Consider the following 11,988-nt stretch of genomic DNA (forward strand, 5'->3'; position numbering starts at 1 on the left):
CATGTCCGCCGTTTCCGACTCAGTAACCCAGATCATGGGTCCCCACGTCCTGATCGTCGAAGCCCGCTTCTACGAGGACATCGCCGACGAACTGGTGCGCGGCGCCATCCTGGCGCTGGAGGCGGCGGGGGCGACCTATGACCGTATCGCGGTGCCCGGCGCCTTCGAGATCCCGGCCGCGATCAATTTCGCGATCCAGGCCGGCGACAACGCCACGCATGCAAACGACGATGCCGGGACGCCGCCGCGCTACGACGGCTACGTGGCACTCGGCTGCGTGATCCGGGGCGAGACGACCCACTACGACTATGTCTGCGTGGAGAGCGCCAGAGGGTTGCAGGATCTCGCCTTGCGCCATAACGCCGCGATCGGCTACGGCATCCTGACGGTCGAGAACGACGACCAGGCCTGGGCGCGCGCCAAGGTGGATCAGAAGAACAAGGGCGGGGCGGTCGCCAACGCGTGCCTTGACATGATCCGGTTGAAGCGCCACTTCGGCCTCACGTCCTGAACGGGACGTTCGGATCAGACATAGACGCGGTTGAAAAGCTCCACCATGGCACAGTCCGACGACGCGCGAGACGGCGCCCCGCCCAAGCGCGGCTCTTCCGGTTCGGGGTCACGCCGCACCGGCGGCGGCTCCGCGAAGGCTCGCCGCAAGGCGGCCCGGCTGGCGGCCGTGCAGGCGCTCTACCAGATCGACCTGACCGGCACCAACGCGGAGTCGGTTCTGGGCGAGTTCATCAAGCACCGGCTGGGGCATGAAGTGGACGGCGACACCTATGTCGCCGCCGACCCCCAGCTGTTCTCCGACATCCTGCGCGGCGCCAGCGCCCGCCGGGCCGAGCTGGACGAGATGCTGGGCACCTGCCTGGACGCCCAATGGCCGGTGGACCGGCTGGAGCTGCTGATGCGCGCCATCCTGCGGGCCGGCGCCTTCGAACTGCTGGTCCATGTGGACACCCATCCGCGCATCGTGATCAGCGAGTATGTGGACGTGTCGCACGCCTTCTTCGCCGGGCGCGAGCCGGCCATGGTCAACGGCGTGCTGGACAAGCTGGCCCGCGCGATCCGGGCCGAGGACCTGGCGACGCCGGACCCGTCCCGTGCCGCTCGGTGAATTCGGCCGGATCGAACGATACCTGAAGCCGCTGGCGGCGGGGTTTCCCGGCGCCCTCGGCCTGACCGACGACGCGGCGGTCTTCGGCATTCCCGCCGGGCAAGAGCTGGTGGTGACCACCGACGCGCTGGTCGCCGGCGTGCATTTCCTGGCCGACGATCCTCCGGCGGACATCGCCGCCAAGATGCTGCGGGTCAACCTGTCCGACCTCGCCGCCATGGCCGCCGAGCCGCTGGCCTATTCCCTGGTCACCAGCCTGCCCGCGGGCCTCGACGACGCTTGGCTGGAGGCATTCGCCGCCCAACTGGCGGAGGACCAGCGGGAATACGGCATCCACCTGATGGGCGGCGACAGCGTGTCCACGCCCGGCCCCGTCACCCTGTCGGTGACCGCCTTCGGCCTGGTGCCCGCCGGCCGGGCGCTGCGCCGGGGCGGGGCGGACCCAGGCGACCTGGTCTTCGTCAGCGGCACCATCGGCGACGCGGTGCTCGGCCTGGCCGTGCTCCAGGGGAACCTGACCGCCGCCGACCCCCGGCCGCTGATCGACCGCTACCGCCGCCCGCGGCCGCGCCTGTCCCTGGTGCCCGTGCTGCGGCGCTTCGCCACGGCCGGCCTCGATGTGTCCGACGGCCTCGTCGCCGACCTGGGCCACCTGTGCGAGGTCTCGGGCCGCGCCGCCGTGATCCATGCGGACCGCGTCCCCCTGTCCGCCGCCACCCGCACCGTCGTGGCCGCCGACGCGACCCTGCTGGCGACGGCGCTGACCGGCGGCGACGACTACGAAATCGTCCTCACGGTGAAGCCGGAGGACCGCGACGCGCTGCTCGCCACGGGCGCCGACGTGACCGAGATCGGCCGCCTTGTTCCCGGCGGCGAGCCCGGAAGCGTCACCGTCCTGAACGCCGCCGGCCAGCCCCTGCCGCTGCCGTCCCGGGGCTGGACGCACTTCTGAAGCCGACGGCGCCGATTTCTCGAAAGCGAAAGAATTTCGGCCACAGATAACGGCGATCGACGGAGATGATCCGGTCGGTATCCCCCTCCATCGCCGTTCATCTGTGGCAAAACCCTTTCCGCCCTTACGGGAACAGCGGCGCCTGCTCCAGGCCCATGGTCTCGATCAGGCCGGCCATCACGTTCATGTTCTGGATCGCTTGGCCCGAGGCGCCCTTGACCAGGTTGTCGATCACCGACAGCACGATCGCGCGGCCCTTGATCCGGTCCGGGAACACGGAAATGTGGATCTGGTTCGATCCGCGGACATGCTTGGTGTGCGGCACCACGCCGGCCGGCAGCACCTGGACGAACGGCTCCGCCTCGAACCGCGCCGCCAGCGCCGCGCGCAGGTCGTCCGGCGTGTTGCCGCCGGCCAGCCTGACATAGGTCGTGACGAACTCGCCCCGGTTCATCGGGATCAGGTGCGGGGTGAAGGCCATGGTCACCGGCTTGCCGGCGGCCAGGCTCAGTTCCTGCTCCATCTCCGGCATGTGGCGGTGGCGGCCGACGCCGTAGGCGTGCATGCCCTCGCTGACCTCGCAGAACAGGTTCTGCTGCTTGGCGTCGCGGCCGGCGCCGCTCACCCCGGACTTGGCGTCCACGATGATGTCGTCGGTCTCGATCAGCCCGTCCAGCACCAGCGGCAGCAGCGGGATCAAGGTGGCGGTCGGGTAGCAGCCGGGATTGGCGACCAGCCGCGCGTTCCGCACGCCCTGCCGGTTGAACTCGGTCAGCCCGTAGACCGCCTCGGCCTGGAGCTCCACCGCCTGGTGCTCGTGGCCGTACCACTCGGCGTAGGTCGCCGCGTCCGACAGCCGGAAATCGGCCGACAGGTCGACGACCCGCAGCGAGTGCGGCAGCGCGCGGATGATCTCCTGCGTGGTGCCGTGGGGCAGGCCGCAGAAGACGAAGTCGATCTCCGACCAGTCGACCTGCTCGACCTTCACCAGATCAGGCATCTTCAGGTAGGCCAGATGGGGAAAGACGTCCGACAGCGGCTTGCCGGCCTGGCGCTCGGCCGTCAGGACGCGGATGTCGGCGGCGGGGTGGCGGGCCAGCATGCGGACCAGTTCGGCACCGGTATAACCGCTGGCTCCCAGGATGGCGATCCGGATCCGATCGACCGTTTCGGGCATGGAACGAACTCCCAAAGGCGAAGAGCGGGACAGAAGAACGGAGGTAATGGCGGCAGGTACGAAAACGAACAGGGCGCCCCGATCGGGACGCCCTGCCGCAGTATAACAGAAATGCGGGGCTTGGTGCCCTGGGTACCCGTTAGCGCTTCGAGAACTGGAAGCTGCGGCGGGCCTTGGCGCGGCCGTACTTCTTACGCTCGACGACGCGGGCGTCGCGGGTCAGGAAGCCGGCGGCCTTCAGCGGCGAGCGCAGGCCCGGCTCGTAGTAGGTCAGCGCCTTCGAGATGCCGTGGCGCACCGCACCGGCCTGGCCCGACAGGCCGCCGCCGGCGACCGTGCAGGTCACGTCGTACTGGTCGATGCGGGCGACGATCTCGAACGGCTGGTTCAACAGCATGCGCAGCACCGGGCGGGCGAAATACACGCCGATGTCGCGGCCGTTGACGGTGACCTTGCCGGAGCCGGGCTTGATCCAGACGCGGGCGACCGCGTTCTTCCGCTTGCCGGTGGCATAGGCGCGGCCCTGGGCGTCGATCTTCGGCTCGGGCGCCGCGGCGACGGCGTCGACGGCGGTGACCGTGGAGGAGGCGCCGCCGGTCAGGTTCTTCAGATCGGCAAGGGTGGTGGTGACCTGCGCCATGATTATGCGATCCTCTTGTTCTTCGGGTTCCGGGCGCCGATGTCCAGCACTTCCGGCTGCTGGGCTTCGTGCGGATGGGCGGTGCCGCCGTATACCTTCAGGTTGCCCATCTGCTTGCGGCCCAGCGGACCGCGCGGAACCATGCGCTCGACCGCCTTGATGATCACGCGCTCGGGATACTTGCCATCCAGGATCTGCCCCTTGGAACGGCCCTTGATGCCGCCGGGATAGCCGGTGTGCCAGTAGAAGATGTCGTCGTTGCGCTTGTTGCCGGTCAGGCGGACCTTCTCGGCATTGATGACGATGATGTTATCGCCGCAGTCGACGTGCGGGGTATAGAACGGCTTGTGCTTGCCGCGCAGGATGTTGGCGATGATGCTCGCCATACGTCCGAGGACGAGGCCTTCCGCGTCGATTACGAACCACTTCTTTTCGACTTCGGACGGCTTCAGGGACAGGGTCTTCATTGCCACTCTCTCAAGAAATACCGGTAACGGCACGAGAGCGGGACTCCCCTGCCGAAGTTGGGCGCTGTTCTAGGGTGCCGGCAGGGTGCAAGTCAACCGAAAAGCGCCACCATGGCAGGGATTTAGCGTTGCGGTATCATAATACCGTTCGGTTTATGCCCTTGTTGGAAAAGGCTTTTTTCGATTGGTTTCACCATGCGGTATCAAGATACCGCACCCGTCTCAAGCCAGCATGGTGACGGGAGGGCGGTCGGGCGGGATGCTGTAGGTGCCGGTGACGTGGGCGACCGGGTCGTCCTCGCCCTCGGAATAGAGCAGGATGTCGCCATAGGCCAGCCGCTTGCCCAGCTTCAGCACGCGCGCTTCCGCGATTACCGCCCGCTGGCCGGGCCTGCGCAGGAAATTGATGGTCATGCTGGTGGTGACCGCCAGCTCGACCCGGCCGATCAGGCTGAGCACGGCGCCGTAGAGCGCCACGTCGGCAAGGCCGAACAAGGCGGGACCCGTCACGGTGCCGCCCGGCCGCACGAAATCCTGGCGGTAGGGCATGCGCAGCCGGATCGTCCCGGCGCCCACGCTCTCGACCGCGACGCCATAGCTGCCGACCAGCGGCACGCCCTCCCGGATCAGCGTTTCCAGTTCCGCCGCCGCGATCGCCGACTCACCCATTTCCCAGGCCCCCCGTCATCTCGTCTCTTGAATCCCTTCGTCGCATGGTTTCCCATGCGCGTCACCATCCAAGCGCACCATCGCCCCAAGCGAACCATCACACAGCCAAAATGAACGGGAGACCGCCACCATGACAGCCACAGGCTCGGCCCCGGCCGCCGCCCGCCCCGCGGAACCGATCCTCCTGCGCGAGGTCCGCGACGGCGTGGCGACGCTGACGCTGAACCGGCCCGCCGCCCGCAACGCGCTCTCCATGGAGCTGATGACCCTGCTGATCGAGGAGCTGGAGGATATCCGCGACGACGCCGGGATCGCGGTGGTGGTGCTGGCCGGGGCCGGCCCGGCCTTCTGCGCCGGCCACGACCTGAAGGAGATCCGCGCCAACCCCGGGCGGGAGACCTACGAGGCGCTGTTCCGCCAGTGCTCCCGCCTGATGCTGACGATCACCCGCCTGCGCCAGCCGGTGATCGCCCGGGTCCACGGCATCGCCACGGCGGCCGGCTGCCAGCTGGTCGCGACCTGCGACCTCGCCGTCGCGGCGGACACCACCCGCTTCGCGACCCCCGGCGTCAATATCGGCCTGTTCTGCTCCACCCCCATGGTGGCGCTGTCCCGCGCGGTCGGCCGCAAGCACGCGATGGAGATGCTGCTGACCGGCGACATGATCGGCGCCGGCGACGCCGTGATGTTCGGCCTGATCAACCAGGCGGTGCCCGAAGCCGAGCTGGACGCGACCGTCCAGGATCTCGCCGCCCGCATCGCGTCCAAGTCGCCGCTGACCCTGGCGATCGGCAAGGAGGCCTTCTACCGCCAGCTCGACATGGGCCTGGACGACGCCTACGCCTATGCCAGCGACGTCATGACCAGGAACATGCTGGCCCGCGACGCGGAGGAGGGGATCGACGCCTTCCTCGCCAAGCGCCCGCCGGTGTGGGAAGGCCGGTAGGGAGGGACTGCCTGAGACCCTGGCTTCATTGCCTGCCGTAGACGATGTCTGCCAGGAAGATGAGGGAGTTGCCCACAAATGCGCGCAAGTAGGCCAGAATGTTTTTCAGGTCTTATCTGTGTCCATCTGCGTGAATCTGTGGATGAATGATGATCCCTGCCGCTGACGACGCTGGGCCGGGAAGAAGGAGTTTTGCCACAGATTACGGCGATATCCTCAGATGATCCGGGCCGTATCTTTGTCCATCGCCGTAATCTCTGGCAAGAACCTGAAATACGCTTGCGTCCCTCCCGATGTACCGGACCGCACCCCTGGACCGGGACACGGAAAATGATGACGATCCATGACATTTCGCCCCTTCCGCCGGGGGTGGGCGGCGGGACCGCCGCCGCGCGCCGGCAAGGCCGCGCCCCGCCGCATCCCCCGAAAGCGCCGAATATCGCCGCCGGGCTTTGATGTATCGCAATGTCGGGACCGACCTGTCCGGTTCACACTGCGTTCCGTGATCCGCGGCGTGCGCGCCGGCGGAGACGGCGATGCAGACCCGAGGCGGACGGAATGACGACGACGACCCAGATCCACGGCGCGGCGGAGGAGCAGGCTCCCAAGTCGCTTTTCAAGAACCGGGAGAAAGTCTACCCGCGATCGGTCGCGGGCAAGTTCCGAAACCTCAAATGGGCCGCCGTCGTCGTCCTGCTCGGCATCTACTACCTGGTTCCCTGGATCCGCTGGGACCGCGGGCCGACCGCGCCGGACCAGGCGGTGCTGGTCGACATGACGGGGCCGCGCCTGTATTTCTTCTTCATCGAGATCTGGCCGCAGGAGATCTACTACCTCACCGGGCTGCTGATCATGGCCGCGGTCGGGCTGTTCCTCGCCACCTCGTTGGCCGGGCGCATCTGGTGCGGCTACGCCTGCCCGCAGACCGTGTGGACCGACCTCTACATGTGGGTCGAGCGCAAGATCGAGGGCGACCGGTCGGAACGCATCCGGCTGGACAAGGGGCCGTGGACCGGGTCCAAGGCGCTGAAGAAGATCGCGAAGCATTCGTCCTGGCTCGTCATCGCCTTCCTGACCGGCGGCGCCTGGGCGATGTACTTCACCGACGCGCCGACGCTGGTCTACAACCTGTTCCACTTCCAGCTCGACAGCCAGTCGATCTTCTTCATCTCCCTGCTGACCTTCACCACCTACCTGCTGGGCGGCTGGGCGCGCGAGCAGGTCTGCACCTACATGTGCCCCTGGCCGCGCTTCCAGAGCGCCATGATCGACGAGGACAGCCTGATCGTCACTTACGAGGGCTGGCGGGGCGAGCCGCGCGGGGCCAAGCGCAAGGACCAGTCCTGGGAAGGGCGGGGCGACTGCATCGACTGCAAGGCCTGCGTCCATGTCTGCCCGACCGGCATCGACATCCGCGACGGGCTCCAGATGGAATGCATCGGCTGCGGCCTGTGCGTCGACGCCTGCAACGACATCATGACGAAGATCGGCCGGCCGCTCAATCTCGTCACCTTCGACACGCACAACAACCAGGTCGCCCGCTCCTGCGGGGAGAAGACCAGCGTCAAGCTGCTGCGGCCGCGCACCGTCATCTACGGCCTGATCCTGGTCGTCCTGCTTGGCCTGATGGCCGCAGGCCTGATCTTCCGCCCGCAGCTCGACATCAGCGTGCTGCGCGACCGCGCGCCGCTGTTCGTCACGCTGTCGGACGGCGACATCCGCAACGGCTACACCTTCAAGATCTCCAACATGACCCGGTACCAGAAGGAATACAGCCTTCAGCTCGCCGGCGTGCCCGGCGCCACCCTGTCGGTGATCGGCCAGGACGAGAGGCTGGACCGGATCGAACTCTCCGCCAAGCCGGACACCGTCGCGACGTACCGGATCTACGTGCGGACCCCGCCGGCCGCCCTCAAGGCGACCTCGACCCCCGTCACCTTCACCCTGACCGACCAGCAGACCTCCGAGACGGCGGGCTACGACTCGGTCTTCATCGGCCCGGACAAGTGACGTCACGATGGACCCCATGAGCAGCACCATGAACATCGACCAGCAGCAGTCCCGCCCGGGCGGAAGATCGCCGGGGTGGTGGTACCCGTGGATCTTCGTCGCCTTCTTCTTCGTCACCGTCGGGGTGAACGCGACGATGGTCTATTTCGCGATGAACACCTGGACCGGGCTGGAAACCCAGCACTACTGGCAGCGCGGCACCACCTACAACGCCGCCATCGAGGGCGCCCGCCGCCAGCAGGAACGCGGCTGGCAGGTCGGGATCGACTTCCAGGCGGCGGCCCTGCAGGGCCGGCTGACGGTGGACCTGAAGGACCATCACGGCAACCTCCTGAACGGCGCCACGGTGACCGCCCGGGTCGTCCGCCCGACCAGCGAGGGCCACGACTTCGCGGTCGACCTGACCTACCAGGGCCAGGGCCGCTACGGCGCGGAGTTCGCGATGCCGTTGGCCGGCCAGTGGGACATCCGGATCGTCGCCGACCATCCCCAGGGAGACTACCAGGAAGTCCGCCGGGTCGTGGTCAAGGGGTGATGACCCGGGCATGAGCACCTCAACCGCTTCCATTCCCGCCTCCACGCTTCCCGGCACCTGCCTCCATTGCGGCCAGGAGGTCCCCGGCCGGGGCGCCGGCTTCTGCTGCTCCGGCTGCGAGGCCGCCTGGGCGCTGATCCGCGACCTGGGGCTGGACACCTACTACGCCCGCCGCTCCATCGATCCCGACGCGCGGCCGATCCGCCCGGACGAGGACGCGGCCCCCGCCGACTTCTCGGCCCATGTCTCGGCCGGCGCCGACGGGCGGGCCAGCCTGCACCTGATGGTGGACGGCCTGCAATGCGCCGCCTGCGTCTGGCTGATCGAGACCGTGCTGCGCCGGCAGCCCGGCGTCACCCATGCCCGGCTCAACATGACGACCCGCCGGCTGACCGTGACCTGGGACCCGGCCGTGACCGACGCCGCCGGGGTCGCCGGCGCCGTGGTCCGCCTGGGCTACCGGCTGGTGCCGTTCGATCCGGCGAAGCTGGAGGCGGCCGAGGCGGTGAAGGAACGCGAGCTGCTGCGGGCGCTCGGCGTCTCCGGCTTCGCCGCCGCCAACGTGATGCTGCTGTCGGTCGCGATCTGGGCCGGGCACTCCCAGGGGATGGGGCCGGCGACCCGCGACCTGATGCACTGGGTCTCGGCCCTGATCGCGATGCCGGCGATCCTCTACGCCGCCCGTCCGTTCGCCCGCTCCGCGTGGGCGGCGCTGTCGGCCCGGCGCACCAACATGGACGTGCCGATCTCCATCGGCGTGACGCTCGCGACCGGGATGAGCCTGGCCGAGACGATCCGCGGCGCGGAGCACGCCTATTTCGACAGCGCCGTGACGCTGCTGTTCTTCCTGCTGATCGGGCGCTATCTGGACCTGCGGGCGCGGGGTCGGGCGCGGTCCGCGGCCGAGCACCTGCTGGCGCTGGGCTCCTCGGCGGTCACCGTGATCGACGCCGACGGGCGCGGGCGCGTCGTCCGGCCGGGCGAGGTCGCCGCCGGCATGACCGTGCTGGTCGCCGCCGGGGAGCGCATCCCCGTGGACGGCCGGGTCTCCGACGGCGTCTCGGACATCGATACCGGCCTGATCACCGGGGAGAGCGTGCCGGGCGCCGCCAGGCCGGGCGACCAGGTGTTCGCCGGGACCCTCAACCTGACCGCGCCGCTCCGGCTGACCGTCACCGCCGTGGGCGAAGGTACCCTGCTGGCCGAGATCGTGCGGATGATGGAGGTCGCGGAGCAGGGCAGGGCGCGCTACGTGGCCCTGGCCGACCGGGTGTCGCGGGGCTATGCGCCGGTGGTCCACCTGACCGCCCTGGCGACCTTCCTCGGCTGGGTGGTCCTGGCCGGCAGCCCGTGGCAGCCGGCCCTGCTCAACGCCATCGCTGTGCTGATCATCACCTGCCCCTGCGCGCTGGCGCTGGCGGTGCCGGTGGTCCAGGTGATCGCCAGCGGCCGGCTGATGCGCCAGGGCATCCTGCTGAAGTCGGCCACGGCGCTGGAGCGGCTGACCGGAGTCGATACCGTCGTGTTCGACAAGACCGGCACCCTGACCGAGGGGCGGCCCGAACTCCAGGGTGCCGACGGGGCGGAGGACGCGGACCTGCGGCTTGCCGCCGCGATCGCCGGGGCCAGCCGCCACCCCCTGGCGCGGGCCCTGTGCCGTGCCGTGCCGGGGGTTCCGGTGGCGTCCGGCGTGCGCGAGGTGCCCGGCGCCGGCCTCGGCCTCGATGGGCCGGGAGGGGAGATCCGGCTGGGCAGCCGCCGCTTCACCGGCGCGGAAGAGGGGGGCGAGTCGGCCGGCGAGTCGGCCGGTCCGGAGCTGTGGCTGGCCCGGCCGGGCCGCCGCCCCGTCCGCTTCGCCTTCAGCGATGCCCTGCGGCCCGACGCCGTCGAGGTGGTTGCGGCCCTGCGGGCCGGCGGCAAGCGGGTTCTGCTGCTGTCCGGCGACCGGCGTCCCGCCGTGGCGGCCTGCGCCGCCCGCCTGGGCATCGAGGAGTGGCGGGCCGCCCAGGCGCCGGCCGACAAGGCCGCCTGCCTGGAGGAGCTGGCCCGGTCCGGGGCCACCGTGCTGATGGTCGGCGACGGCCTCAACGACGCGCCGGCGCTCGCCGCGGCCCATGTCTCCATGTCGCCGGCCACCGCGGCGGACGTCAGCCAGACGGCGGCCGACGTGGTGTTCCAGGGTATCAGGCTGAGACCGATCCTGGAGGCGCTGGACGTCGCGCGGCGGTCGGACCGGCTGGTCCGCCAGAACTTCGCCCTGACCTTCCTCTATAACTTATTGACTATACCGGTGGCGGTGGCCGGGCTGGTGACTCCGCTGATCGCGGCGCTCGCCATGTCCTCGTCGTCGCTGATCGTCATCCTCAACGCCCTGCGCCTCGCCCGGCGCCGGGCCAACCCGGGACAGTCCCATGGACGTGCTCATATATCTCATTCCCTTGGCGGTGGGCCTGGGACTCCTGGGCCTTCTGGGCTTCCTGTGGTGCCTGAGGTCCGGCCAGTTTGACGACCTCGACGGAGCCGCCAACCGCATCCTGTTCGACGATGACGAGCGTGTAACACCGCAGCCGCGAAACGACCAAAAATAACCCCTATGAGAATGGTTATATTCAGGCGTGTTGCAATCTTGCGAAAAATCCAATTTATAACCAGAATGGAATAGGGAAGCAGAAGGGCGGGGGGAATTGCGATGCCTCCATTCGACATGGGCAGGGTGCGCGACAAGGGTGCTGCCGCGGAGACGACGCCCTGCGGCGCGTGTCCGGTTCGGACGCTGACGGTCTGTGCGGCGTTGGAGGCGGACGAGGTGCGTCGGCTCGCCGATATCGTCCAGATGCAGCGCATGGAGGGCAACCAGACGATCTTCGCCGAAGGCGATCAGGCGGACGCCCTGTTCAACGTGACCTCCGGCACGGTCAAGCTCTACAAGCTGCTGCCCGACGGACGCCGCCAGATCACGGGGTTCCTGGTCACCGGCGACTTCCTCGGGCTCGCCATGAACGAGAGCTACGCCTATTCGGCGGAAACGGTGACGCCCACGTCGCTCTGCAGGTTCCCGCGCCGCAAGATGGAGGCGCTGCTGGACGAGTTCCCCAAGATGCAGCGGCGCCTGTTCTCCATGGCGTCCAACGAGCTGGCGGCGGCGCAGGACCAGATGCTGCTGCTCGGCCGCAAGACCGCGCGGGAGAAGATCTGTTCGTTCCTGCTGATGCTGTCGCAGCGCCAGTCGCGCCGGGGCCACAAGGAGAACCCGGTCTACGTCCCGATGAGCCGGGCCGACATCGCCGACTATCTCGGCCTCACGACCGAGACCGTCAGCCGGACCTTCACCCAGCTCAAGACCTCCCAGGCGATCTCGCTCCAGGAGGGCAACCGGATCCAGATCGCCGACATGGACGGCATCTACGACATGGCCGAAGGCGTCTGATCGCTCCCGGCCGCCGCGGTTTTCCCCGGGTTCGCCGGGAACCGA

13 protein-coding genes are annotated in these 11,988 nt (G+C 68.7%); 9 read left to right on the forward strand and 4 right to left on the reverse strand.

Annotated elements, in window-relative coordinates:
• The first annotated feature begins 1 nt into the window (after position 1).
• From JL101_RS01350 to thiL, 3 genes are read left to right on the forward strand one after another with little or no spacing between them, the layout of a single operon-like run.
• Positions 2-511 carry a 6,7-dimethyl-8-ribityllumazine synthase gene (locus JL101_RS01350; protein WP_203096751.1) on the forward strand — a complete coding sequence of 170 codons (510 nt, stop codon included), beginning with the start codon at positions 2-4 and terminating at the stop codon, positions 509-511.
• A 45-nt stretch (positions 512-556) separates the two neighbouring features.
• A complete protein-coding gene (gene nusB / locus JL101_RS01355; protein WP_203096752.1) occupies positions 557-1,120 on the forward strand; it encodes a transcription antitermination factor NusB in 564 nt (187 codons plus the stop codon).
• Positions 1,107-2,072 carry a thiamine-phosphate kinase gene (gene thiL / locus JL101_RS01360; RefSeq protein ID WP_203096753.1) on the forward strand — a complete coding sequence of 322 codons (966 nt, stop codon included), beginning with the start codon at positions 1,107-1,109 and terminating at the stop codon, positions 2,070-2,072. The genes nusB and thiL overlap by 14 nt, the downstream gene beginning before the upstream one ends.
• A 124-nt stretch (positions 2,073-2,196) precedes the next feature.
• Here the strand turns inward: thiL and argC are convergent, their stop codons facing one another.
• From argC to JL101_RS01380, 4 genes are all read right to left on the reverse strand, one after another.
• Complete coding sequence (gene argC, locus JL101_RS01365) at positions 2,197-3,249, reverse strand: N-acetyl-gamma-glutamyl-phosphate reductase (RefSeq protein ID WP_203096754.1); 1,053 nt, start codon at positions 3,247-3,249, stop codon at positions 2,197-2,199.
• A 139-nt stretch (positions 3,250-3,388) separates the two neighbouring features.
• Entirely contained in the window at positions 3,389-3,889 is a 501-nt protein-coding gene (gene rpsI, locus JL101_RS01370; RefSeq protein ID WP_158047277.1) for a 30S ribosomal protein S9, read from the reverse strand.
• 2 nt (positions 3,890-3,891) lie between these two features.
• On the reverse strand, positions 3,892-4,356 hold the full coding sequence (gene rplM / locus JL101_RS01375) for a 50S ribosomal protein L13 (RefSeq protein ID WP_202680678.1): 465 nt from the start codon (positions 4,354-4,356) through the stop codon (positions 3,892-3,894).
• Positions 4,357-4,578: 222 nt separating this feature from the next.
• Positions 4,579-5,025: a PaaI family thioesterase gene (locus JL101_RS01380; protein ID WP_203096755.1), complete on the reverse strand. Its 447-nt coding sequence runs from the start codon at positions 5,023-5,025 to the stop codon at positions 4,579-4,581.
• 130 nt (positions 5,026-5,155) lie between these two features.
• Here JL101_RS01380 and JL101_RS01385 point away from each other — a divergent pair, with 130 nt between their 5' ends.
• The 6 genes from JL101_RS01385 to JL101_RS01410 all read left to right on the forward strand — a co-directional run bounded on the left by JL101_RS01385 (position 5,156) and on the right by JL101_RS01410 (position 11,943).
• Positions 5,156-5,971: an enoyl-CoA hydratase gene (locus tag JL101_RS01385; RefSeq protein ID WP_203096756.1), complete on the forward strand. Its 816-nt coding sequence runs from the start codon at positions 5,156-5,158 to the stop codon at positions 5,969-5,971.
• 558 nt (positions 5,972-6,529) lie between these two features.
• A complete protein-coding gene (gene ccoG, locus JL101_RS01390; RefSeq protein WP_203096757.1) occupies positions 6,530-7,981 on the forward strand; it encodes a cytochrome c oxidase accessory protein CcoG in 1,452 nt (483 codons plus the stop codon).
• 16 nt (positions 7,982-7,997) lie between these two features.
• Entirely contained in the window at positions 7,998-8,516 is a 519-nt protein-coding gene (locus JL101_RS01395; protein ID WP_203096758.1) for a FixH family protein, read from the forward strand.
• Between the two features lie 10 nt (positions 8,517-8,526).
• On the forward strand, positions 8,527-11,022 hold the full coding sequence (locus tag JL101_RS01400; protein ID WP_203096759.1) for a heavy metal translocating P-type ATPase: 2,496 nt from the start codon (positions 8,527-8,529) through the stop codon (positions 11,020-11,022).
• A complete protein-coding gene (gene ccoS / locus JL101_RS01405) occupies positions 10,961-11,104 on the forward strand; it encodes a cbb3-type cytochrome oxidase assembly protein CcoS (protein ID WP_267133559.1) in 144 nt (47 codons plus the stop codon). The genes JL101_RS01400 and ccoS overlap by 62 nt, the downstream gene beginning before the upstream one ends.
• 101 nt (positions 11,105-11,205) lie before the next feature.
• Positions 11,206-11,943, forward strand: coding sequence for a Crp/Fnr family transcriptional regulator (locus JL101_RS01410; RefSeq protein WP_201074632.1), 738 nt, complete (start codon positions 11,206-11,208; stop codon positions 11,941-11,943).
• The last annotated feature ends 45 nt before the right edge of the window (positions 11,944-11,988 follow it).

It is taken from the genome of Skermanella rosea (genome assembly GCF_016806835.2).
In the GTDB taxonomy this organism is placed as follows: domain Bacteria; phylum Pseudomonadota; class Alphaproteobacteria; order Azospirillales; family Azospirillaceae; genus Skermanella; species Skermanella rosea.